Annotated in this window: 22 protein-coding genes; 15 read left to right on the top strand and 7 right to left on the bottom strand. The window is 69.4% G+C overall.

Translation table 11 applies throughout. From position 1 onward, the window contains the following. Window positions 1-20 precede the first annotated feature (20 nt). The 8 genes from ASE16_RS13835 (at window position 21) to ASE16_RS13870 (ending at window position 8,349) form a co-directional block, all read left to right on the top strand. Entirely contained in the window at window positions 21-590 is a 570-nt protein-coding gene (locus ASE16_RS13835; protein WP_055895828.1) for an HhH-GPD-type base excision DNA repair protein, read from the top strand. A 79-nt stretch (window positions 591-669) separates the two neighbouring features. Next, the gene (locus ASE16_RS13840) at window positions 670-1,005 is read left to right on the top strand and encodes a hypothetical protein (protein ID WP_055895830.1); all 336 of its coding nucleotides are present in this window, start codon (window positions 670-672) and stop codon (window positions 1,003-1,005) included. A gap of 81 nt (window positions 1,006-1,086) precedes the next feature. Beyond that, entirely contained in the window at window positions 1,087-4,551 is a 3,465-nt protein-coding gene (locus ASE16_RS13845) for a TM0106 family RecB-like putative nuclease (RefSeq protein WP_055895831.1), read from the top strand. 32 nt (window positions 4,552-4,583) lie between these two features. After that, on the top strand, window positions 4,584-4,991 hold the full coding sequence (locus ASE16_RS13850) for a helix-turn-helix transcriptional regulator (protein WP_055895834.1): 408 nt from the start codon (window positions 4,584-4,586) through the stop codon (window positions 4,989-4,991). A 112-nt stretch (window positions 4,992-5,103) separates the two neighbouring features. After that, entirely contained in the window at window positions 5,104-5,523 is a 420-nt protein-coding gene (locus ASE16_RS13855) for a VOC family protein (protein WP_055895836.1), read from the top strand. Window positions 5,524-5,714: 191 nt separating this feature from the next. Then, window positions 5,715-6,662 carry a MetQ/NlpA family ABC transporter substrate-binding protein gene (locus tag ASE16_RS13860; protein ID WP_055895839.1) on the top strand — a complete coding sequence of 316 codons (948 nt, stop codon included), beginning with the start codon at window positions 5,715-5,717 and terminating at the stop codon, window positions 6,660-6,662. 5 nt (window positions 6,663-6,667) lie between these two features. Continuing rightward, on the top strand, window positions 6,668-7,693 hold the full coding sequence (locus ASE16_RS13865; protein WP_055895841.1) for a methionine ABC transporter ATP-binding protein: 1,026 nt from the start codon (window positions 6,668-6,670) through the stop codon (window positions 7,691-7,693). Further along, window positions 7,690-8,349, top strand: coding sequence for a methionine ABC transporter permease (locus ASE16_RS13870; protein WP_055895842.1), 660 nt, complete (start codon window positions 7,690-7,692; stop codon window positions 8,347-8,349). The genes ASE16_RS13865 and ASE16_RS13870 overlap by 4 nt, the downstream gene beginning before the upstream one ends. 24 nt (window positions 8,350-8,373) lie before the next feature. Here the strand turns inward: ASE16_RS13870 and ASE16_RS13875 are convergent, their stop codons facing one another. Beyond that, window positions 8,374-9,786 carry a citrate synthase gene (locus ASE16_RS13875; RefSeq protein WP_235500496.1) on the bottom strand — a complete coding sequence of 471 codons (1,413 nt, stop codon included), beginning with the start codon at window positions 9,784-9,786 and terminating at the stop codon, window positions 8,374-8,376. 24 nt (window positions 9,787-9,810) lie between these two features. Here ASE16_RS13875 and ASE16_RS13880 point away from each other — a divergent pair, with 24 nt between their 5' ends. Beyond that, complete coding sequence (locus ASE16_RS13880) at window positions 9,811-11,013, top strand: citrate/2-methylcitrate synthase (RefSeq protein ID WP_082581492.1); 1,203 nt, start codon at window positions 9,811-9,813, stop codon at window positions 11,011-11,013. Here ASE16_RS13880 and ASE16_RS13885 read toward each other — a convergent pair. Beyond that, a complete protein-coding gene (locus ASE16_RS13885; protein WP_055895850.1) occupies window positions 10,991-11,455 on the bottom strand; it encodes a DUF1772 domain-containing protein in 465 nt (154 codons plus the stop codon). The two genes, ASE16_RS13880 and ASE16_RS13885, sit on opposite strands and share 23 nt — an antisense overlap. A 50-nt stretch (window positions 11,456-11,505) precedes the next feature. On the opposite strand from ASE16_RS13885, the gene ASE16_RS13890 reads away from it, so the two are divergent. Next, window positions 11,506-12,156 (top strand): putative glycolipid-binding domain-containing protein, encoded by a 651-nt coding sequence (locus ASE16_RS13890; protein WP_055896590.1) that lies wholly within the window; start codon window positions 11,506-11,508, stop codon window positions 12,154-12,156. Between the two features lie 28 nt (window positions 12,157-12,184). Here the strand turns inward: ASE16_RS13890 and ASE16_RS13895 are convergent, their stop codons facing one another. Next, the gene (locus tag ASE16_RS13895) at window positions 12,185-13,450 is read right to left on the bottom strand and encodes an MFS transporter (protein ID WP_082581452.1); all 1,266 of its coding nucleotides are present in this window, start codon (window positions 13,448-13,450) and stop codon (window positions 12,185-12,187) included. A 113-nt stretch (window positions 13,451-13,563) separates the two neighbouring features. Continuing rightward, window positions 13,564-13,992 (bottom strand): hypothetical protein, encoded by a 429-nt coding sequence (locus tag ASE16_RS13900; RefSeq protein WP_055896593.1) that lies wholly within the window; start codon window positions 13,990-13,992, stop codon window positions 13,564-13,566. A gap of 100 nt (window positions 13,993-14,092) precedes the next feature. On the opposite strand from ASE16_RS13900, the gene ASE16_RS13905 reads away from it, so the two are divergent. After that, window positions 14,093-15,637, top strand: coding sequence for a bifunctional phosphatase PAP2/diacylglycerol kinase family protein (locus ASE16_RS13905; protein WP_235500497.1), 1,545 nt, complete (start codon window positions 14,093-14,095; stop codon window positions 15,635-15,637). A gap of 6 nt (window positions 15,638-15,643) precedes the next feature. On the opposite strand, the gene ASE16_RS13910 is transcribed toward ASE16_RS13905, so the two are convergent. After that, window positions 15,644-18,136, bottom strand: a complete 2,493-nt coding sequence (locus ASE16_RS13910) for an ATP-dependent DNA ligase (protein WP_055895856.1) — start codon at window positions 18,134-18,136, stop codon at window positions 15,644-15,646. Window positions 18,137-18,171: 35 nt separating this feature from the next. Between ASE16_RS13910 and ASE16_RS13915 the strand changes: the two genes are divergently transcribed. The 3 genes from ASE16_RS13915 to ASE16_RS13925 are packed head-to-tail and all read left to right on the top strand — an operon-like array spanning window position 18,172 to window position 20,748. Next, window positions 18,172-18,771 carry a DUF1349 domain-containing protein gene (locus ASE16_RS13915; RefSeq protein WP_055895859.1) on the top strand — a complete coding sequence of 200 codons (600 nt, stop codon included), beginning with the start codon at window positions 18,172-18,174 and terminating at the stop codon, window positions 18,769-18,771. A 49-nt stretch (window positions 18,772-18,820) separates the two neighbouring features. Further along, a complete protein-coding gene (locus ASE16_RS13920; RefSeq protein WP_055895862.1) occupies window positions 18,821-19,786 on the top strand; it encodes a Ku protein in 966 nt (321 codons plus the stop codon). Beyond that, window positions 19,783-20,748, top strand: coding sequence for a DNA topoisomerase IB (locus ASE16_RS13925; protein WP_055895865.1), 966 nt, complete (start codon window positions 19,783-19,785; stop codon window positions 20,746-20,748). Before ASE16_RS13920 ends, ASE16_RS13925 begins: the two co-directional genes overlap by 4 nt. Before the next feature lie 15 nt (window positions 20,749-20,763). On the opposite strand, the gene ASE16_RS13930 is transcribed toward ASE16_RS13925, so the two are convergent. After that, window positions 20,764-22,191, bottom strand: a complete 1,428-nt coding sequence (locus ASE16_RS13930; RefSeq protein ID WP_055895868.1) for an MFS transporter — start codon at window positions 22,189-22,191, stop codon at window positions 20,764-20,766. A gap of 296 nt (window positions 22,192-22,487) precedes the next feature. On the opposite strand from ASE16_RS13930, the gene ASE16_RS13935 reads away from it, so the two are divergent. Continuing rightward, on the top strand, window positions 22,488-23,399 hold the full coding sequence (locus tag ASE16_RS13935; RefSeq protein ID WP_055895871.1) for a sigma-70 family RNA polymerase sigma factor: 912 nt from the start codon (window positions 22,488-22,490) through the stop codon (window positions 23,397-23,399). Between the two features lie 26 nt (window positions 23,400-23,425). On the opposite strand, the gene ASE16_RS13940 is transcribed toward ASE16_RS13935, so the two are convergent. Beyond that, window positions 23,426-23,767 (bottom strand): hypothetical protein, encoded by a 342-nt coding sequence (locus ASE16_RS13940; protein WP_055895873.1) that lies wholly within the window; start codon window positions 23,765-23,767, stop codon window positions 23,426-23,428. Window positions 23,768-23,812 lie beyond the last annotated feature (45 nt).

Consider the following 23,812-nt stretch of genomic DNA (forward strand, 5'->3'; position numbering starts at 1 on the left):
CCGGATGGCACCATGAACACATGGCTGTGAACATCACCGGCGACCCAGAGGCTGACGCCGTCCTCGACCAGTCCGCTTTCGCGCTCATCCTCGGGATGCTGCTCGACCAGCAGATCCCGATGGAGACCGCGTTCTCCGGCCCGGCCAAGCTGAAGGACAGGCTCGGTTCGCTCGATCCGGCGACCGTCGCATCCACCGATCCCGAGAAGCTGGTCGAGGTGATGAAGCAGACGCCGGCCGTCCACCGGTTCCCCGGTTCCATGGCCGGGCGGGTGCAGGCGCTCGCCGCGGCGATCGTGAACGACTGGGGCGACGACACCGAGGCGATCTGGACGCAGGGCGACCCGGACGGCCCGGAGATCCTGCGCAGGCTCAAGGCGCTGCCAGGCTTCGGAGAGCAGAAGGCGAAGATCTTCCTCGCGCTGCTCGGCAAGCAGCGTGGGCTGACGGCTCCCGGCTGGCGAGAGGCGGCGGGCGACTACGGCACGGAGGGGTCGTTCCGCTCGGTGGCGGACATCGTGAGCCCGGAGTCGCTGACGAAGGTGCGCGAGTTCAAGCGCGCGGCGAAGGCGGCGGCGAAGAAGGCGTGACGGTGCGCGGCCTCCGTCCCCCACACGGTGTGGATTCAGGCACTGGCGCCCGGCACCGGATGCGGTCCACACTGGGGCGATGACCGACGAGAGCCGCGATGGCATCCCGCCCGTCGTCGCCACGGCGATCGACGCGGCCAACGCTCACGACACGGAGCGCTTCCTCGACACCTTCGCGCCGACGGGGAGCGTCGACGACTGGGGCCGCGTGTTCACCGGCCGCGAGGCGATCAGAGGGTGGAGCGACGGCGAGTTCATCGGCTCGGCCGTCTCGCTCGACGACCTGCAGTTCAGTGCCGTGCCGGACGGCGTGGCCGTGACGGCGCTGGTCGGAGGCTCGGGGTTCAACGGGCCGTCGACGTTCACCTTCCTGGTGGGGCACGGAGGCATCGAGCGGATGACGATCACCGCCTGACGCGGCGGCGTCGGTGGTTCCGGATAGGCTCGCTGGCAGCGGCGGCCGCTGGGGTCGTCCGAGTCGCCGGAGGGAGCGAACGTGTTCCTTCTGGATGGCGTCATCGTCACGAGTGCCAGTGACCTGACAGAGGCGTCGAAGTGCGAGTTCGCGTTTCTGCGTGCGCTCGACGTGAAGCTCGGGCGGCTCGAGAAGACCGAAGAGATCGAAGACCCGATGTACGTGCGGTCGTCCCGGCTGGGCGACGAGCACGAGCACCACATCCTGGAGCGCTACCGCGAGCGATTCGGTGCTGGGGTGGCCGAGATCGAGCGGCCGGAGCGGCTCGACGCCGACAGTCTGGCCGCGGCGGTCGCGGCGACGGCGGACGCCTTCGCGCGCTCGTCGGAGGTGGTCTTCCAGGCGACCTTCTTCGACGGATCGTTCGTGGGCTTCGCCGACTTCATCGTGCGCCGCCCAGACGGCCGCTACCGGGTGCAGGATTCCAAGCTCGCCCGCAGCGCACGCGTCACCGCGCTGCTGCAGCTCGCCGCGTACGCCGGTCAGCTCCGGCGCATCGGCGTCGAGGTGGAGGACACGGTCGAGCTGCTGCTCGGCGACGGCTCGGTGAGCGAGCACAGGGTCTCCGAGATCGAGCCCGTCTACCGCAAGCGCCGTGCCAGGCTGCTCTGGATCATCGAGCAGCACCTCGCAGAGGAAGGGCCCGTCGCGTGGGGCGACCCCCGGTTCACCGTGTGCGGGCGCTGCGACACCTGCGACGCGGAGATCCAGGCGACCAGGGACGTGCTGCTGGTGGCGGGGATGCGGGTCACCCAGCGGGCCAGGCTGTTCGAGGCCGGGGTGTTCACGATCGACCAGCTCGCCGCGTCCACAGGGCCGATCGACGGCGTGCCGGACGGGACGCTCGACGGGCTGCGCGAGCAGGCGCGGCTGCAACGGGATGCGGTGGAGGGCGCGCCGCCGCCGATCCGAGTCTTCAACGCCCCCGTCCTCGCGGTGCTTCCGCATCCGGACGCCGGCGACATCTTCTTCGACTTCGAGGGCGACCCGCTCTACACAGAAGGCTCCGGGGAGCGCTGGAACCTCGACTACCTGTTCGGCCTCGTCGACGAGAACGCCGAGTTCACCGCGTTCTGGGCGCACGACTTCGCCGCGGAGCGGGTGGCGCTCGAAGCGTTCCTCTCGTATGTGCGCGACAGGCGCGAACGCTACCCGAACATGCACATCTACCACTACGCCGCCTACGAGCAGACGCACCTGCTCGCGCTCGCCGCCCGCCACGGGGTCGGCGAGGAGGAGGTGGACGCGCTGCTGCGCGACAGCGTGATGGTCGACCTCTATCCGCTGGTGCGCAAGGCGGTGCGGGTCGGCTCGCGGTCGTACTCGATCAAGAAGCTCGAACCGCTCTATATGGGAGACGAGCTGCGCGAGAGCGACGTGACGAACGGTGCGGACTCGATCACGCAGTACGCCAACGCGCGCGACCTCATCGCGGTCGGCCGCGACGACGAGGCGCAGCCGATTCTGGACGCGATCGGCGACTACAACCGCTACGACTGCGTCTCCACCCTGCGGCTCCGGGACTGGCTGATCGCGCGGGCGCAGGAGAACGGCGTGCCGATCGGGCAGGCGCCGGTCGACGATGTCGAGATCGCCCCGGAGGAGTCGCCGCTGCGTGCAGGACTGCTCGCGTTCGCCGGCGACCCTCTCGACCCGCATCGCACACCGGACAGGGAGGCGATGGCGCTCGCCGCGGCGGCCATCGACTTCCACCGCCGGGAGCAGAAGAGCTTCTGGCAGTCGCACTTCGCCCGGCTCATCCAGCCGGTCGAGGAGTGGGCGGACAACAGGGATGTGCTGGTCGTGGAGGACGTGCGCGTGCTGCGCGACTGGTACCAGGACGACGGGCAGCGCGTCGAGCGCCGCGAGCTGCTGCTCAGCGGACGGTGGGGACCGGGAAGCGCGATCCGCGTGAGCGAGCGGACGGGGCCGTTCCTGCTCTACGAGTACCCAGGGCCGTTCCGGCCCCCGCGCTCACAGCCGGGGGCGCGAGCGGCGCGATCGGTGGCGGTGATCGAGGCGACGGACGACGGCGCCGTGGTCGTGCGCGAGACCCTGCCGAGAGACGTGCCGCCGTACGACGACCTGCCGAGTGCCCTCACCCCGGCCGGCCCGCCGGATGCGCGGCGCCTGGCCGAGGCGATCCGCGAGTGGGGGAGCGAGCTGCTGGAGGCGCGGCGGGGCGGGGGCTGGCCGCGCGACGGCATGGTCGACCTCCTGCGCCGCACGCCTCCGCGCACGCGGTCGGGCTCGCTCGCGCTGGAAGGACCGGTGGACGGCAGCGGCCGCATCGACGCCGTCGTCGCCAGCCTCCTCGACCTCGATCGCTCATACCTCGCGGTGCAGGGGCCTCCAGGAACAGGTAAGTCCTACCTCGGCGCGCACGTCATCGCCGGTCTCGTGCAGCGGCACGGGTGGCGGATCGGCGTGGTGGCCCAGTCGCACGCCGTGGTGGAGAACCTGCTCGACAGGGTCGTCGCTGCCGGGTTGGATGCGCGGCTCGTCGGCAAGGTCCCCGGCGCCGACAGCGACCAGGCCGCGCACGCCTTCACCCCGCTCGAACACGACGGCCAGCTCCTGTTCGCCCTCGACAACGAGGCGAGCGGGTACGTGGTCGGCGGAACCGCGTGGGACTTCGCGAACGCCGCGCGCATCCCGCGCGACAGCCTGGATCTGCTCGTCGTGGACGAGGCGGGTCAGTTCTCGCTCGCGTCCACTATCGCAGCGGGGGTATCGGCTCGCAATCTGCTGCTGCTCGGCGACCCCCAGCAGCTCCCGCAGGTCAGCCAGGGGCGGCATCCGGAGCCCATCGACGGGTCGGCGCTCGGCTGGGTGAGCGACGGGCACGATGTGCTGCCGCCCGAGTTCGGGTACTTCCTCGCCGAGAGCAGGCGGATGCATCCCGCGCTGGCGAGTGCGGTGTCCGCGCTGTCATACGAGGGCAAGCTGCACGCGCACCCTGAGGCGGAGAAGCGCGCGCTGGACGGCGTGGCGGCCGGGGTGCATCCCGTCCCCGTCGAGCACGTCGGCAACTCCACCGAGTCGCCGGAGGAGGCGGCCGCGGTGGTCGCCATCGTGCTGGACGTGCTCGGACGTGCGTGGACCGATCCCAGCGACGGCCGCGCGCGCGACGCGCTGCGCGAGGAGGACGTGATCGTGGTCACGCCGTACAACGCGCAGCTCGCGGCCGTCCGTGCTGCCCTCGACCAGTCAGGACTCCCGCGCGTGCGGGTCGGGACGGTCGACAAATTCCAAGGGCAGGAGGCCGCGATCGCCATCGTCAGCCTCGCCGCGTCGTCGTCGGCCGACGTTCCGCGCGGCATGTCGTTCCTGCTGATGAAGAACCGACTCAACGTCGCCGTGTCGCGGGCGAAGTGGGCGGCGTACCTGGTGCACTCGCCGGAGCTCACCGAGTACCTGCCGAACACGCCGACCGGGCTCACCGAGCTGAGCGCATTCATCCGCCTGGTCGAACAGGACGCCTGAGTCTCGTGAGGGCGCGGTGCTACGCTCGTGGCGTGTCACCGGAGGAACTGGAAACACTCACGCACCTGCGCAGGGCGCGCGACCTGATCGACCGCGAATACGCGCGGCCGCTCGACGTGCCGACGATCGCGAGCAAGGCGCTCATGTCGCCTGCGCACTTCTCCCGCCAGTTCCGCGCGGCGTACGGCGAAACCCCGTACAGCTACCTGATGACGCGCCGCATCGAACGCGCCATGGCGCTGCTCCGCTCCGGGATGAGCGTGACCGACGCGTGCATGACCGTCGGCTGTACCTCGCTCGGCTCGTTCAGCTCGAAGTTCAGCGAGATCGTCGGCATGAGCCCGACCGAGTACCGGGCGCGCGAACACAGGGCGGTCGAGGCGATGCCGTCGTGCGTCGCCAAGCAGCGCACCCGGCCGGTGCGGTCCACGTCCGCCTGACCGATCGCCCGCCGACCGCAGCCCGCTGCCCGCTGGCCGCAGTCCGCCCATCCATCGCCGATCGAGCAGTTTTGGAGAAGTGCTGCCACGGCCGGATTCATACAGTGGTGACATGACCGTTTCACTGCAGTACTACCAGATCACCGTCAGCGACCCCGTGGAGTCGCTCAGCTTCTACCGTGACGCTCTCGGGCTCGACGTTGTGCGCGACGTCGAATCCGGCGGGCACCACTGGATCACCCTCGGCAGCGCCGACCAGCCGGGGCTCGAGATCGTGCTCTCCGACCCGTACGGCGGCCGCTCGCAGGCCGATGGCGACACCATCCTCGAACTCCTCACCAAGGGCGTGCTGCAGAACATCGTCTTCCGCACCGACGACATCGACGCCGCGTTCGAGCGGGTCCGCGCCTCGGGAGCCGAGGTGCTGCAGGAGCCGATCGACCAGCCGTGGGGACCCCGCGACTGCGCGTTCCGCGACCCGTCAGGCAACATGGTGCGCATCCAGACCGCACTGCAGCCCCAGAACGCGTAAACCGCACGCACGAGTCGTGCGAAAGGTGCGCTCGCCGCGGCGGGCACCGCACCTTTCGCACGACTCGTGCGCGTTGCCGCTGTGTCACATTTCGGAACACGGTTTGGGCATCCGGAGCGCAGCAGGCAGGCTCGAATAGCCGCCAACCGTTCGCCGGCACACCCCCACCCCTTCACAAGAGAGGCACAGCCATGTCCGAGGCCACCCCGCCCACCCCGTCCCTGCCGGAGAAGCCGAAGTCGAAAACCGGCTGGATCGTCGGAATCGGGATCGCGGTCATCGCGGTCATCGTCGCCGTCGTGCTCATCATCGTGAACGTGACCGCGCCCGCCTCGAACGGCGCAGAGAAGCGCGTCACTGTGAAGATCGGCACCACGGAGCAGGCTGCACCGTACTGGACCATCCTCAAGAAGGCGGCGGCGAAGGAAGGCATCGACATCCAGGTCGTCGGCTTCCGCGACTACACCCAGGCCAACCCGGCCCTCGCGGACAAGCAGATCGACCTGAACCTGTTCCAGCACCTGCAGTTCCTCGCGAACTACGACGTGAACGCCAACCAGAACCTGGTCCCGATCTCCTCCACCCAGGTGGTGCCGCTGCCGCTGTACTCGAAGAAGTACACGAAGCTGGACGAGATCCCCCAGGGCGCGAAGATCGCCATCCCGAACGACGCCACCAACCAGGCCCGCGCGCTCCTCGTGCTGCAGAAGGCCGGGCTGCTGAAGCTCGCCAACGGCGGCAACACGCTGGCGACCCCCGCCGACATCGTGGCGTCCGACTCGAAGGTCTCCGTCATCCCGGTGGATGCGGCCCAGACCGCCCCTGCGCTCGACTCGGCGGACGGCGCGATCATCAACAACAACTTCGCCCTCACCGCGGGAATCGACCCGAAGTCGGCGCTGTTCCAGGACGACCCGAAGAGCGACACCGCCGAGCCGTACATCAACGCGTTCGTCGCCCGCGCCGCCGACAAGGACAACAAGACCTACCTCAAGGTCGCAGAGCTCTACCACACCAAGCCGGTCACCGACGCTGTGCTTGCCGAGTCCAAGAACACCGCGGTGATCGTCGACCGTCCGCAGGCCGACCTGATCTCCATCCTGGACAAGCTGAAGACGACCATCAAGGCGGCGAAGTAGCGCGGATGAGTCCCATCATCGAGTTCCGCGACGTCTCGAAGGCGTTCCGCTCCGGCGACGCGACCATCACGGCGGTCGACGGGGTCAGCCTCGCGATCGAGCGCGGTGAGATCTTCGGCATCATCGGATACTCGGGGGCCGGGAAGAGCACGCTCGTCCGCCTCATCAACGCGCTCGAGCGGGCGACCTCCGGCAGCATCCTGATCGACGGCCAGGACATCACGCAGCTTCCCGAATCGAAGCTGCGTGCTGTCCGGGCCGGGATCGGGATGATCTTCCAGCAATTCAACCTGTTCCGCTCGCGCACGGTGTTCGGCAACGTCGCATACCCGCTCAAGGTGGCCGGCTGGCCGAAGGACAAGCGCTCGCAGCGCGTCGCAGAGCTGCTGGCGTTCGTCGGTCTCACCGACAAGGCCTGGGTTTACCCCGACCAGCTCTCCGGAGGGCAGAAGCAGCGCGTCGGCATCGCCCGTGCGCTCGCGACGAACCCGGCGATCCTGCTCGCCGACGAGTCGACGTCGGCGCTCGACCCGGAGACGACCGCGGATGTGCTGCGGCTCCTCAAGCGCGTCAACGACGAGCTCGGCGTCACCATCGTCGTCATCACGCACGAGATGGAGGTCGTCCGGTCGATCGCCGACCGCGTGGCCGTGCTCGACGCCGGCAGAGTCATCGAGACCGGCAGCGTGTTCGAGGTGTTCTCGTCGCCGCAGACCGGCACCGCGCAGCGCTTCGTCGGCACGGTCCTCAAGAACACGCCGGACGAGACGGAGGTGGAGCGCCTGCGCGGCAAGCACGCCGGGCGCATCGTCTCCGCGCGCATCCACGACGACGGCCGCCTCGGCGCGGTGCTGTCGGATGCGGTCGGCAGGCACAACGTGCGCTTCGAGATCGTCTACGGCGGCATCTCCGCACTGCAAGGCCGCTCCTTCGGCAGCCTCACCCTCGAGCTGATCGGCGACGATGCAGGGGTGGATGCGCTGATCGCAGACCTCCGCCAGGTCACCGAGGTCGAGGAGGTGGCGGCATGAACGACTGGAACACGCTCTGGCCGGTGTTCGTGCAGTCCATCGGGCAGACCCTGTGGATGGTCGTGGCGACCCTCGTCCTCGGCGGCATCCTCGGACTTGCGCTCGGCGTGCTGCTCTACACGACGAGGCGCGGCGGGCTGCTGGAGAACCGTGCGCTCTCGGCCGTGCTGAATGTGTTGGTGAACTTCATCCGCCCGATCCCGTTCATCATCTTCATGACCGCGGTCGCCCCGCTGACGCAGCTCGTGCTCGGCACGTTCCTCGGCACGCCGGCGGCGATCTTCCCGATGACGATCGCGGCGACGTTCGGCATCTCCCGCATCGTGGAGCAGAACCTGGTCACGATCGACCCCGGCGTGATCGAGGCGGCCCGCGCGATGGGGTCGAGCCCGTGGCGGATCATCACCACCCTGCTCATCCCGGAAGCCCTCGGGCCGCTGATCCTGGGATACACGTTCGTGTTCGTGGCGATCGTGGACCTGTCGGCCATCGCGGGCAGCATCGGCGGCGGAGGCCTGGGCGACTTCGCGATCTCGTACGGGTATCAGCGCTACAACTGGGCGGTGACCTGGATCGCGGTGATCACGATCGTGATTCTGGTGCAGGCCGCCCAATTCCTCGGCAACTGGCTGGCGCGGAAGGCGTTGCGCCGCTGACGCCGGCGCTGTCGTGAGCGTGCGTCAGCCGACATAACGGCCGACGGGACGCAGGCGCAGCGGCGGCTGCTCGTACTCGTCGATGGCGTGCACGACCCAGCCGATGCTGCGCGCCGTGGCGAAGACGACCTCGCCCGCGTCCTCCGCCATGCCCGCCGCGAGCGAGAGCGCGCCGAGGGCCAGGTCGATGTTGGGGTGCAGGCCGGTGCGGCGGTGGACGATGGCGGCGACGTCGGCCGCAGCGTCGAGAGCGGCGGCGGTCGGCGGGGCGGCGGCATGCGGCGCGCTGGCGGTGGGAAACGGCACAGCGGTGGATGCGGCTGCCGGCTCCCGGAGCACCCCGAGCCTCCCGAGCATCCCGAGCATCCCGAGCAGCGCCCGCGCCCGCGGATCGCCGTCCGGGTATAGCGCGTGGCCGAAGCCGGGCACGGGGCCGCGTCCGGCGACGACCGTGTCGGCCACGACGCGCTCGGCCGGTTCCCCGGCGACGACGCGGGCGAGCATCCGGTGGGCCGCTCTGCTGGCGTTGCCGTGCAGGGGCGAGTCGAGGGCGCCGAGACCGGCCGTCACCACCGCGTACGGGTTGGCGCGGGCGGATGCGGCAGCGCGGGCCGCGAGCGTGGACACGGCGAGGTCGTGGTCGAGGAGGAGCACGAGCGCCGCGTTGAGGGCCGGGAGCGCGGTGGGCCCCGCGTCGGTCAGCGCTGCCCAGAGCCGCGCGGCCAGGGAAGATGGCGGACCGGGCGGACCTGGCTGACTCCGTGCTGCTGTGTCCGAGGCGCTCCGCACCGGCAGGGCCTCCACCATCCCCGCCACCAACCCCTCCGCCGCTCCCACCACGGCGGCGCGGTCGAGCGAATAGCGGAGCGGGTCAGCGGCCGCCAGGGCAGTCACGGCCACCTGCTGTCTATCGCGCGTCGTCGCCGCCGCAGGCAGCGCGTCGCCCACCCGCCGCGCGGCGTCGAGCCCTGGCCCGGCAGCGAAGGCCGCGCCAGCGTCCCAGTCGCCGGTCAGCGCCCAGTGGGCCACGGTCTCGAACGGTTCGCCGGTCAGCGAGGCGACGTTCCGTCCGCGATAGAACAGTTCGCCGTCCTCGATCAGCGCGAACGATGTCTCGACCACCATCAGTGGGCGGCCGTCCGAGTGCCCGTGCGGGCCGGAGGCGGGTCGCCTGCGCCGGTCGCCGGCGAAGCGCTCCACCTCCAGGGGGTCGAACGTCGAGCCATCCGGGGTGCGGATGCGGTCCAGCCGCCCGCGGGCCACATACGCGTACAGCGTCTCGATCTTGACCCCGAGGCGCTCGGCCGTCTGCTCGGCGGTGAGCCGGGGGAGTGCCCTGGCCTCCGCATCCCGTGGGGCATCCTCTGGCACGACCCGCTGCACGGCCACCTCCACATTGACATGATCAACGTTGACGCACAGATGATCCATGCTCATGCTCATACTATGCAGAACGACCGGATGAACGACACCCTCATCGACGTGCCCCGCGGCCTCACCAACGTGGTCGCAGCGGAGACGGCGCTCGGCGACGTGCGCGGTCACGAGGGCTTCTATCACTACCGTCAGTACTCGGCGGTCGAGCTGGCGAGCGAGCGGAGCTTCGAGGAGGCCTGGCATCTGCTGCTGTTCGGCACGCTGCCCGACGGGGCAGAGCTGGTCGCCTTCCGGGAGCGGATCGCGCTGGCTCGCGCCATCCCAGACGAGGTCGCAGAGCTGCTCCCCGCCATCGCCCGTCTCACCGCAGACGCACCGGATGCGCTCGCCGGGGTGCGCATGGCGCTCGCGGCCGTCGCCGCCGCCGACCGCATCCGCCCGCTCTACGACGAGGGCGCGTACGCGAGGGTCGCCGACGCCATCCGGGTCAGCGCCGTAACCCCGGTGCTGCTCGCCGGCCTGCACGCGCTCGCCACCGGCCGCGTCCCGCTGCGCAGCCGCGACGACCTCGGGCACGTCGCCAACTACCTCTACCTGGTGACAGGCGAGGCTCCGGATGCGCGCAGCGAGCACGCGGTGAGCGCGTACATGACCGCGGCGATCGACCACGGCTTCAACGCGTCGACGTTCACGGCGCGGGTGATCGCCTCCACCGGCGCCGATCTCGCCGCCGCGGTGACGGGCGCACTCGGCTCGCTCTCCGGGCCGCTGCACGGCGGCGCCCCGAGCAGAGCGCTGGACACGCTCGACGAGATCGCGACCCCTGACCGGATCGACGAGTGGGTGACGGCCACCGTGCAGCGTGGAGGCCGCATCATGGGCTTCGGGCACGCCGTGTATCGCACGGAGGACCCGCGGTCCAGGATGCTCCGCGGCATAGCGGAGGGGTTCGGCGGGGCGCGCGTGGAGTTCGCTGTGCAGGTGGAGCGCCGCGTGCAGGAGCTGCTGGCGGAGCTGAAGCCGGGCAGGGAGCTGCACACCAACGTCGAGTTCTACGCCGCGATCGTGATGGAGGCGTGCGGCATCCCTCGGTCGATGTTCACGCCGACGTTCGCCGCAGCGCGCGTGGTCGGCTGGACCGCCCACATCCTGGAGCAGGCGGCGGACGGCAAGATCGTGCGGCCGTCGTCGCGCTACGTCGGGCCGCCGGCACCGCAGCCGCTGCCGGCGCGCGTCCAGGGAGATCAGCCGGCGCGCGCCGCTGTCACGCCACCAGAGCGCCGATGAACGACACGGCGCCGAGCAGCGACAGGGTGCCGCGAGCCGTGTTCGCGCGGCTCCAGCGTCGTTCGAAGGCCGCGTAACCCGCTCCGTCCCTGTCGGCCGCCAACCGGTTGTTGAGCGGCACGTTGACCGCCGCCGTCACCAGGAATGCCGCGACGCCGAGCACGCCGCCGACGATCGCGAGCACCGCCTCCATGGACGGAAGGCCGGGGAACGCGGCGAACACAGCGACCACCGAGGCGAGCGCTGAGCCGAGGAACACCACCATGAACGCCGAGCGCACCGCGAACACATTGATGCGGTTCATCGTGCCGGTGGCGTCCCTGGGATCGGCGCCGCGCAGAGCGGGCATCACCATCGTGGAGAAGCCGAGGTAGACACCGCCCGCTGCCGCGGTTGTGAGGGCGGCGATGCCGACGACGATCGCGAGGAAGGGGTCCGTCATGCCTTGAGGGTAGCGCGCGGAAGGTTCATCCTGGAGGGGAGGTGGTCGGGATGCGCGGAGCGGTCAGACAGGTCGAGTGGGTCGGCGACGACGACCCGGAGCGGCTGGAGGCGGCCACGATCACCATCGCGGGCGACCGGCTGGATGCGCTCGGCACGTCGCGCACAGCGGACTACGTCACGAGCTGGTCGCTCGAGACGGGACAGGGCTGGGTGACGAGCAGACTGGACGTCGCCGTGTTTGGCCGTGGTTTCACCCGCCGCCTGGCTCTGGCACGGGATGCGCGCGGCCGGTGGACGAGCGACGTCGCCCAGAACGGCACGCGCCGTTTCCACGACGAGGAGCTTCCCGACCCAGGCATCTCTTACGCGGATGCGGCGTCCGGCGCCCTCGACGGCGCTGACGACTGCGATCTCGCACTTTGCCCCGTCACGAACACCATGCCCATCCTGCGGCTCGGCGCCCACCAGCGCGCCGTGCAGGAGACCGCGTTCGTGATGGCGTGGGTGGCGCTGCCGTCGCTCGCGGTGGTCCGCAGCGAGCAGCTGTACAGCTCCGGTCCGTACGATCCAGAGGCCGGGCACGCTGTCGTCCGCTACAGCAGCGGGAGCAGGGACTTCACCGGCGACGTCACAGTGGATCAGGACGGCGTGGTCATCGACTACCCGCAGCTCGCCCGCCGCATCCGCACGCGGGGCTAGCCACGCGGCCAGAGCGAGAGCCCGACTGCTACGGCGTCGGCGCCAGTGCGTCGTACTTCCGGAACGCGCCCTGCACGCGCACCACCGTGGCGACCAGCACCATGATGATGAGGCCGCCGAGCAGGGGAGGGAACCACAGGGCACCGGTGAGCGCGAGCAGGCCGATGTACAGGTCGCCGAGACGCGGGCCGCCGGTGACGACGACGGTGAAGACGCCCTGCAGCCTGCCGCGCATCGCATCGGGGGCGGACGCCTGCAGGATGGTCATGCGGAAGATCGAACTGATGTTGTCCGCGGCGCCGGAGCCCGCCAGGAGCAGCGCGGCGATGATGAGGGCGGGCAGATTCGCGTCTGCGAAGTTCTGACCGCTGCTGCCGAGGCCGGAGAACGCGATCACCGCCAGCACGATCCCGAAGCCCAGGATGCACGCACCGTAGACGACGATCGCCCTCCCGACTGCCCGCCCCTGCCAGCGCACGTGGCCGAGCCGCCCGGAGAACACGCTGGACAGCAGGGTTCCGACCGCGCCGGCGGCCGTGAGGATGCCGACCGTCACCGGCCCGCCGCCGATCAGCAGGGCACCGACGGCGGGGAACAGGGCGCGTGGCTGGCCGAAGGTCATCGCGATCAGGTCGAGCACGAACGTCATGGACAGGTTCGGCGCCGTCTTGAGGAATCGCAGCCCGTCGAGCACTCCGGCGAAGCCCGCCCGCTGCCGCTCGCCCTCCGGGACGATCTTCGGCAGCGTGAAGATGCCGAGGAACGCCGCAGTGAAGAGCAGCACGTCCACCGTGTACGTCCAGCTGATGCCGACGCTCGCGACCAGGAGTCCGGCGAGAGCGGGGCCGATGGTCACCTGCACGCCGAAGCCGATACCGCCGAGCGCGCTCGCCGCGGGCAGCAGCCTGGCGGGGAGCAATCGCGGCGTGATGGCCTGCCTGGTGCCTCCGATGACGATGGTGGCGACGGCGTTGATGGTGGTGAGGATGTAGAGCGGCCACACCACTTGGATGTCCAGCCAGGCGAAGGTGGCGATGCCGGCGGTCGACACCCACGCCACGATGGCGGTGACGAGGGCGACCAGGCGGCGGTCGAACGCATCCGCCAGCACGCCGCCGTACAGACCGAACACCACCATCGGCAGCAGCGCGAACAGCGCGACGGCCGAGACCGCGAGGGTCGAATGCGTGAGGTCGTAGATGTGCAGGCCGACGGCGACGACGGTCATCTGACCGCCGATGCCCGCGATCGAGCCGCCCAGCCAGAGCCTGGCGAACGCGGGAGATTCCCTCAGCGGGGTGAGGTCGACGAAGTGACGGCGACGCGCGAGCGTCGTATCGTCTGGCTCCTGTGGGTCGCGCGCGTCAGCGCCGTTCGATTCGGTGCGGGAGCCGGTCGGCTCGCCGTTCAGAACCGGGGCTTCTTGCTCAGTGCGACAGCTGCGGTGGAAAAGACGACGCCGGCGAGCATGATCGTGACCGTGACGCCCTGCAGCAGCGTCTGCCAGAACGGCTCGAACGGGGTGACGGACACCCAGAGCCAGAGCACGGCGCCGATGAGCGTGATGACGTAGCTGAACGTCTTGCTCGCGTACAGCGCGTTGAGCGACACGACGGTGCCGGCCACGAAGACCTGGAAGAGCGGGAGGAAGGCCCCTGGGTCGCCGCTCCAGGTGAAGACGAGGCTGATCACGAAGAAGACCGCGGAGACCAGCACGACGATGGTCGCGAGGAGCTTGCCGAGCGGACCGGGCAGAACGGCGCTCAGGCTGCGGACAAGGCTGCCGTGCTCGTCGTCGACATCGGCGGTGCGGGGTTCTTCAACGTGTGTGCTCACGTCCACGATCCTAGCGCCGCACCCCCGCCAGTCAGAAAAACGGCGCGGCTGTGGTGACTGCTCGAAAGAGGACGCGAGTGGCCGGGGATATGGTGAAGGCATGTGGCGAGTGCGGATGCGACAGGTGGACGAGAAGGTGGCCAGGCGCGTGAACGCGCGGCGGACGGGGCAGGGAGTCGACCGATTCTGGCGTCTGGTGTCCAGCACGGCCAACCACGGCAAGCTCTGGTTCGCCGCCGCCGCTGTGCTCATGCTGCTCGGCAAGCCGCGCGCTGCCGCACGAGGACTCGCGTCGCTCGGCGTCGCGAGCCTGGTGGCGAACCTGATCGGCAAGCGGCTCATCGGAGGGGAGCGGCCGGCGCTCACCTCCATCCCGATCAGCAGACGGCTGCAGCGCACGCCCACCTCTCCGTCGTTCCCGTCCGGCCACACGGCAAGCGCCGTCGCGTTCGCGACCGGCGCGGCCCTGGAGTCTCCGGCATCCGGAGCGGCACTTGCGCCGTTGGCGGCCGGGGTCGCGTACTCGCGACTGCACACCGGGGCGCACTGGTTCTCGGATGTGGCGGGCGGAGCGGCCATCGGCGCCGGCGTCGCGCTCGCCCTCAAGGCCGCTGTGCCCGTGCCGAAGCCGTCCGCCCTGCTGAACGAGGCGCCGCCGACGGCGGAGACTATCGAGCTGCCGGCGCTCGTCGACGGCGACGGCGCGTTCATCGTGGTCAACCCCGGCTCCGGCCGCGGGCTGGGACGACCGGACCCGCGGCCCGTGATCGCGAAGCGCCTGCCGAAGGCCGTGGTGCACGAGCTGTCCAGTGGCGACGACTTCGCGCAGCTGGTGGATGATGCCCTCGCGTCCCCGCATCCGCCGCGCGTCATCGGCATCCACGGCGGCGACGGCTCCGTCGGCGCGATGGCCACCATCGCGCGCAAGCACGACCTGCCGCTGCTGGTCTTCCCTGGCGGCACCTTCAACCACTTCGCCAAAGCCGCGATGCTCGACAGTGTGGACGTCGCCATCGACGCCGCGCAGAAGGGCGAGGGGCGCGCTGTCGACGTCGCCGACCTGCGTTTCGCCACCGGTGACCCCATCACGGTGCTGAACACGGTGTCTGTCGGCATCTATCCGTCCTTCGTGGAGGAGAGGGAGAAGCACGAGAAGCGGCTGGGCAAGCCGATCGCCGCCCTGATCGCCGCCGTCCGCGTCCTGCGCGGCAGCAGCCCGCTCCGGGTCGAGATCGAGGGTGGCCGCCGCACGATCTGGTCGGTCTTCGTCGGCGTCGGCCGCTACTACCCCGTCACGGCGGCGCCGATCGAGCGGAGGAGGCTCGACGACGGCGTGCTGGACGTGCGCGTGCTCTTCGCCGGCGGCAAGCCAAAGACTCGCGGTGCGGTCGCTCTCGCGCTCGGCGGCCGCATGGATGCGCTGGCCGCCCGCCTGCCGTTCCTGCAGGGGCCTCCGGTGCTCGACGCGTTCACGGGGACAGGGCTCACGATCCGCTCGCGCGCCGACGACCCCGGATACGCCCACGACGGCGAGGCGTCGACGGAGACCCCTGGCGGCACGGACGACGACGGCGCCAAACGCCTGAACGTCACCCTGGTGCCCGGCGGCCTGCGCGTCTATTCACCGGCGCAGCGCGGGAAGTGAGCTCGCTCACTCCACGTTGATGTCCGCGACCGCCTTGTCCAGCCGGAGCCCGCGCCACGACGGCTGACGCAACCGCTTGGTCGGCGTCCACTCGGCGAACTCCACCTCGCCGACCAGCTCTGGACGCACCCAGTGCGCATCCCTGGCGTCGGCGGAGGGGATGTCGGTGAGCGGGCTCGTCTTCCTGGGATGCGCGGCCAGCCGCGTGGCGAGGTCGTCGAGCATCGCGTCGGTGAACCCGGTGCCCACCTTGCCGACGTAGCGGAGGCCGTCGCCGTCCGGGATGCCGAGCAGCAGGGCGCCGACCCCGTTGGCGCGGCGGCCGTTGCCCGGGGTCCAGCCGGCGATCACGACCTCCTCCATCCGGTGGTGCTTGATCTTGATCCAGGTGCGCGAGCGCCGCCCTGTGGCGTACGTGCCGTCGCGCTGCTTGGCCATGACACCCTCCAGGTTCAGGTCCCTGCTCGCGTCGACGGCGTGGCGCAGGTCGCCGTCGAACGCCGGGGGCACCTGCACGGGGTCCTTCTTCGGCGGCCGGAGCACGTCCTCGAGGGTGGCGCGGCGCTCGTCGTATGTGTTCTTCCGCTGGTCGTGGCCGTCGAGTTCGAGGATGTCGAAGACCAGGTAGTGCACGGGCGCGCGCGTGACCGCCGCCTCCACGTCCCCCGGCCTGGTGAGGCCCATCCTGGTCTGCAGGAGGCCGAAGTCGGGGCGTCCTGTCGGGTCGAGGGCGACGATCTCGCCGTCGAGGACGAGCTCGTGGCCGTCTGCGAGAGAGGTGAGCGTCGCCAGCTCCGGGTATGCGACGGTGACGTCGTTGCCGTTGCGCGTGCTCAGCCGCAGCGCGTCTCCGCGCACCTCCGCGATGGCGCGGATGCCGTCCCACTTCATCTCGAACGCCCACTCGTCCTCGTCGTGCACGTCCTTCTCCGAGCCGAGCGTGGCGAGCATGGGGGAGATGGGCTTTGCGGACAGCGTGGACGGTGCGACGCGTTCTGCCGATGTGGATGCGGTCGTCGCCTTCGCGGCGGCCCCCGCCTTCGGCTGCGACTTATGCTGCGTTTCCGGCTGCGCCTTCGCTTTCCCCTTCGCCGCGTCGTCCTTCATCAGGTGGATCAGCCAGTTCTGCTCCGCCTTGCCTTCGCCGCCGGTGTGGATGAGGGCGAACCTCCTGTCCCCGCCGAGCCCGCCGCCCTTCGTGCCGTGCAGGGTGACGATCACCTCGTCGTCCCGCCACTTCTCCAGGTCGTAGTCGCCCGCATCCCAGATCGTCACGTGCCCTGCTCCGTACTCGCCGTGCGGGATGTCGCCCTCGAACGCCCCGTATTCGAGCGGGTGGTCCTCGACGTGCACGGCGAGATGGTTCTGGCCGGGGTCGGTCGGAGGACCCTTCGGCAGCGCCCAGCTCACCAGGACGCCGTCGTGCTCGAGCCGGAAGTCCCAGTGCAGCCGCCTGGCGTGATGCTCCTGGATCACGAACGTGCGTCCGCTGGTCGAGTGCTCCAGCTTGTCCGGCACGGGCTCCGGCGTCTTGGCGGCGTCGCGCTTGCTGCGGTAGACGGTGAGCCGGTCCTCAGCGGCGCCGTGCACCTCTTCGTCGAGGTGGCCGGCGGAGAGGTCGGAGAGCGGGTCGCCCCTGCGCTTCACCCGCGCGAGCACCTCGGTGTAGTCGAGCTGCGCCAGGTCTTTCCGCGCCAGTTCGCGCCAGGTGCGGGGGGCCGCGACCATCGGGTGGAACCGACCGCGCAGCGAGTACGGAGCGATCGTGGTCTTGGCGCCGTTGTTCTGACTCCAGTCCACGAGCACCTTGCCGACGCGCAGCGCCTTCTTCATGTCGCTCACGACCAGGTCGGGGTGGTCTGCCTCCAGCACGCGGGCGAGCTCGTGGGCCACGGCGGACACCTGATCGCTGGTCTGACTGCCGTCGAGCGCCGCATACAGGTGGATGCCCTTCGACCCGCTGGTCACCGGCATCGGGTCGAGTCCCATGTCGATGAGGATTCTGCGGGCGAGCACGGCGACCTCCGCGCAGTCGGCGAGCGTCACGCCATCGCCGGGGTCGAGGTCGAGCACCAGTCTGTCCGGGTTCTTCTGCGTCCCGTTCCTCGACACCCGCCACTGCGGAACGTGGATCTCCAGTGCGGCGATCTGCGCCAGCCAGATCAGGGTGGCCCGGTCGTTGACCAGCGGGTAGTCGTTGCTGTGGCTCTTGTGCGTGATCGTGCGCCGCTTCACCCAGCTCGGCGTCGACGAGGCGTCGAGGTTCTTCTGGAAGAACACTTCGCCCGGTTCGTCCGGCGTGCCGACGCCGTGCACCCACCGTTTGCGCGTCGCGATGCGATCCCGGATGTGGGGGAGCATGACCTCTGCGATGGCGTTGTAGTAGCCGATCACGTCGGCCTTGGTCGTGCCGGTTTCCGGGTATAGCACCTTGTCCAGGTTCGTCAGCTTCAGCCGGTGGCCGTCGAGCTCGACGACTTCGGTGTCCGTGGAGGCCATGGCCAGATCGTACGCCGAACCCCTAGCCTGAACAGATGACCATTGTGATCGAAAATCTTCCTCCCCTCGCCTGGAGCAACGGGACCGGAGCGGCGGAGCAGCCGGCGCCAGGGCGCCTGGTCCTGACCGCAGAGGCGGGAACCGACTGGACCAACGATGCGTTCGGCGGCGAGCAGCAGCACGCGGCGACCTCGCTCGGCTTCGTGCCCACCGAGGATTTCAGCCTCAGCGCCCGCGTGCGCGTGGTCGGCGATCGCAGCACGTTCGACGCCGGCGTGCTCGCGATCTGGGGCGACAGGGACCACTGGGCCAAGCTCTGCTTCGAGTTCTCCCCGCATGGACAGGCGATGGTCGTCTCCGTCGTGACGAATCAGTGGTCCGACGACTGCAACTCCACCGTCGTGACCGACGACCACGTGTTCCTCCGCGTGACACGGTCCGGCAGGGGATGGGCGTTCCATTCTTCCGCGGACGGCCGCGCCTGGGACTTCGTCCGGGTCTTCCGGCTTGACTGGGCCGGGCAGGTGAACGTCGGCTTCATGGCGCAGGCGCCGCTCGGCGACACCTGCGTGGCCGAATTCGACGCGATCGGCTACAGCACGAGCATCCCCGCCGACTTCCGAAACGGCGAGTAAACCTCGATCACTGGTTGAAAATCCGCGCATCCACGGTCACGATGGGCTCATGAGGGCCATATGGACGGGTGCGATCACTTTCGGGCTGGTCAACGTACCGGTGAAGGTATACAGCGCGACGGAGGATCACGACGTGGCGCTGCACCAGGTGCACGACGCTGACGGCGGGCGCATCCGGTACCAGCGGCGGTGCGAGATCGACGGCAAGATCATCCCGTACGAGCACATCGCCAAGGCGTACGACGACGGGGAGCGCACCGTCGTGCTCACCCCGGAGGACCTGGCCTCCCTGCCTGCCGAGCGCAGCAGGGAGATCGACGTGGTCGAGTTCGTGCCGAACGACCAGCTCGACCCGCTGATGTTCGACCGCAGCTACTACCTGGAGCCCGACTCGAAGTCGTTGAAGGCGTACGCGCTGCTGCGGCGCACCCTGGAGGACTCCGAGCGCACGGCCATCGTCAACTTCGCGCTTCGCCAGAAGACCAGGCTCGGCGCCCTCCGGGTGCGCGGCGACGTGCTCGTGCTGCAGACACTGCTCTGGAACGACGAGGTGCGGGAGGCGAGCTTCCCGTCCCTGGCGGACACCCCGCGGATCACCCAGCGAGAGCTCGACCTCTCCTCCGCGCTGATGGAGAGCTTCGCCGGCGACTTCCAGCCGGAGAAGTTCAGCGACGAGTACCAGGACGAGCTGCGCAAGCTGATCGACGCGAAACTCGAACAGGGCGACACCATCGACACGGCGGAGACCTTCGGAGAGCAGGAGGAGAAGGCGAAGGGCGGCGGAGAGGTGATCGACCTGATGGAGGCGCTGCAACGCAGCGTCGAGCGTAGCCGCGGCTCCGGAGGCAGGAGCAGTGCGAAGGAGGACGCAGACGACGAGAAGCCCGCAACGAGGAAGTCGGGCGCGAAGTCGGCGAAGTCCAGCACGTCGAAGTCCGGCACCGCGAAGTCCGGCACCGCGAAGTCGGACGCCAAGAAGCCCGCGGCGAAGACCGCGGCGAAGAAGCCGGCGTGACCCGGCTTCGCCGCAGCGACCCGTCCGGACCCGGCTACCGCAGGATCAGCACGAAGAAGGCGCCGAGCTATCAGGATGAGGCAGGCAACCCGATCGTCGACGAACGGGAGCTGGAGCGCATCCGGTCGCTGGTGATCCCTCCGGCCTGGCAGGACGTGTGGATCTCGCCGGACGCCCGTGGGCACATCCAGGCGGTCGGCATCGACCAGGCCGGACGCAAGCAGTACCTGTACCACGAGTCGTGGCGGCTGCATCAGGACCGTCTGAAGTTCGAGAGGGCGGCGCAGCTGGCCGAGACGCTGCCGGCGGCTCGCAGGCGCGTCACGATGGATCTGCGGGAGGAGGGCTTCGGCCGCGACCGCATCCTGGCAGCAGCACTCAGGATCATCGACCTCGGCTCACTCAGGATCGGCAGCGAGGAATACCTGCACGCCAACGGCAGCAGAGGCCTCACCACGCTGCTCTGCCGTCACGTGGCCATCGACGGCGACGATGTCACCCTGACCTTCCCTGCGAAGAGCGCGCAGAAGTGGACGAGCACCGTCACCGATCCGGATGTGGCGTCCCTGCTCTCCGAGATCGTGGCGGCGCGCGGGCAGCGCTCCCGGCTGCTGTCCTGGAAGGACGGCACCTGGCACACGATCCGGCCGGCGTCGCTCAACGAGTACATCCGCCGCCAGACCCGTGGTGAGTTCACCGCGAAGGACTTCCGCACGCTGCACGGCACGATCACCGCGGCAGCGGCGCTCGCCGACCTTGGCACGGGAGGCACGGAGCGCGAGCGCACGAAACGGGTCACCGCCGCGGTCGCCGCCGCAGCGGACGCGCTCGGGAACACCCCGGCCATCGCGCGCAACAGCTACATCGACCCGCGCATCTTCGACCGCTACCGGCAGGGCGAGGTCATCGACCTGCACGGCGGTCGAGCGCCGGAGCCCGCGCTGCTGGAACTGCTGGGGTAGTCGCGACTCCGGTTCTCACTTCCCCGCCGGCGCGTCCTCCGCGGAAAGGCCCTCGCTCGACAGCGGTGCCGCTATCTCCTCGAGCGACTTGCCCTCCGCATCCACGCCGAGGAAGAGCTCGACCAGGCCGGCGGCGATCATCAGCCCGGCGCCGATGTAATAGCCGATGGCGACCGCGTGGATGCCGCTCTCGATCAGGTTTCCGAACAGGATCGGCCCGATGATGCCGCCCAGGCCGGTGCCGATCGCGTAGAAGAACGCGATCGCCATTGCGCGCGTCTCCATCGGGAAGATCTCGGAGACCGTCAGGTATGCGCTGCTCGCGCCGGCGGAGGCGAAGAAGAACACGATCATCCAGCACGCGGTGAGCCAGAACGCATCCAGGATCTTGGCGTCGAACATCACCGCTGTGCCGACCAGCAGCACACCGCTGCCGACGTAGGAGAGGGTGATCATGAAGCGCCGTCCGACCGAGTCGAACAGGTGGCCGAGCAGAGCAGGGCCGAGGAAGTTGCCGATCGCGATCGGAACGAGCGCCCATGGAGCGAGATCGTCCGGAACGCCGAGGAGCTTGGTCAGCACCAGCGAGTATGTGAAGAACACCGCGTTGTAGAGGAACGCCTGGCCGGTGAACAGCGACAGGCCGAGGACGAAACGCTTCGGATAGCGGGTCACGGCGACGCGGGCGATCTCGCCGAAGCCGGTCGAGCGCCGCTGCTTGATGCGGATCGCCTTGTCGGCCGGGACAGCGTCGAGCTGCTTCCCCGTGTCCTTCTCGACGTCCTCCTCGATCTCGCCGACGAGCTTCTCCGCCGCCTCGTCCCTGCCGTGGATGAACATCCAGCGCGGGGACTCAGGCACGTTGCGCCGGACGAGCAGGATGACGAGACCGAGCACGGCGCCGAGGCCGAACGCGATGCGCCAGCCGATGTCGGCGGCGAAGATGTCCGTGTTGAGCAGGAAGACCGTGAGCACGGCGCCGAAGGCGGTCCCGAGCCAGTACGAGCCGTTGATCGCCAGGTCGACCAGACCGCGGCGGCGGGCGGGGATCAGCTCGTCGATGGCCGAGTTGATGGCGGCGTACTCCCCGCCGATGCCAGCTCCGGTGAAGAACCGGAAGAGGAAGAACATCCAGGGGGCGAACGAGAACGCGGTGAGGACGGTCGCCACCAGGTAGAGGCCGAGCGTGACGATGAACAGCTTCTTGCGACCGAAGCGGTCGGTGAGATATCCGAAGACGAGGGAGCCTACGCACGCGCCGGTCACGTAGATCGCGGCGGCGAGACCGACGTCGGCGGTGGACAGCCCGAGGCCGCTGGACGGCTCGGTGAGCCTGCTGCCGATCGCACCGACGATGGTGACTTCGAGCCCGTCGAGGATCCACACCGTGCCGAGGCCGATGACAACGAGCCAGTGGAATTTCGACCAAGGGAGTCTGTCCATCCTGGCGGGAATGGTCGTTTCGATCGTCTTCAGCGACGGTGCCTGGGAATTCGATGTGTGCGCACTCACGGAGCGCACGGTACGTCGCAGACCCCGATCCCAGCAGGGGCTTGACAGAACAGGATGCCGGTGGAGAAGTTCGACGCGCCTAGCGTCCTCATACCCCCGCTGTCAACCCCTTGTTGGGGGACAAGCCGCGCTGAGAGCCTGAGGACAGATTCCCCGCCCGACCGCGGGATCGCGCACAGCAGGGATGCAGAGCGCACCAATTGAACACGAGTGATGGGAAAGAAGACATGACAGTCCTCGAAGTGACCAACGATCCGGTGCGCGACTACCTGAACTCAATCGGGCGTACGCGCCTCCTCACGGCAGAAGAGGAAGTCGCTCTGGCCAAGCGCATCGAGATCGGCGTGCTGGCCGGCGAACGCCTCAGCAAACGTCAGGGCCTCACCGGCATGGAGCGCCGTGAACTCCAGTGGCTGGCCGACGACGGCAAGCGCGCGTTCGAGCGCTTCATCGAGGCGAACCTGCGCCTCGTCGTCAGCATCGCCAAGCGCTACGCCGGCCGCGGCCTGCCGGTGATGGACCTCATCCAGGAGGGCAACCTCGGCCTCGTCCGCGCCGTCGAGAAGTTCGACTACGGAACAGGCAACAAGTTCTCCACCTACGCCACCTGGTGGATCCGCCAGTCGATCCTCCGCGGCATCGCGGACACGGCCAGGCTCATCCGCATCCCGGTGCACACCGTCGAGAAGATCGACAAGCTGGACCGAATCCGCCGCGACCTCGGCGGCGAACTCGGACGAACCCCGACGCTCGAAGAGATGGCTGAGGCGTCGAACCTGACCCCTGCCGAGGTGCACAAGCTGCAGATGAGCGACTCGGAGACGGTCTCGCTCGCGGTCCCCGTCGGCGAGAACGAGGGAGCGGAGCTCGGCGACCTGATCGAGGACGACGACTTCCCGACCCCCGCAGAGGCTGTGGAGGTCGGCTTCCGCCACCGCGACCTGGAGGAGCGCCTCAAGGACCTGCCGCCGCGCGACGCGAAGGTGGTCCGGATGCGCTTCGGCCTCGATGGACAGAAGCCGATGACGCTGGACGAGGTCGGCGAGGTATACGGCATCACCCGTGAGCGCGTGCGCCAGCTGGAGACCCGCAGCCTGAAGCGCCTCCGCTCCCCGGAACTGCTCGAGTACCTGCGCTGATCAGCGGGCCGGCGCCGGTTGCAGAATCAGCGGCCAGGAGCGGAGTCGGCGTTCACCTCGTCGGCGCCGATCGCGCCGATCTCCTCCGTGAGCTGGAGGCCCTGCGCGCTGTTGGACGACAGTGTGAGGGCTTCCAGCCAGGCCTTGTTGATCGACGGCTGCCGTCCGCCGCTGTAGCGGAACAGCAGCGGGATGGACGGGTCGACCCAGATCGCGCTCCTGCCGTCGCCGACGCCCTGCTCATCGCGCCAGGACATGAAGAACCCCTCCTTGCGGCGCAGTTTCAGACCCACCACGATCTGCAGGTGTGCGAGGACTCTGTCCTCGAAGCCGATCTCGGTGGTCCCCGCGTATACAAGCTTGCCCATGGCTTGAAGTTACAGGACGAGGAGGGGCTTCGCGCGCGAAGCGCC

The sequence above is a fragment of the Leifsonia sp. Root227 genome (genome assembly GCF_001428745.1).
In the GTDB taxonomy this organism is placed as follows: domain Bacteria; phylum Actinomycetota; class Actinomycetes; order Actinomycetales; family Microbacteriaceae; genus Leifsonia.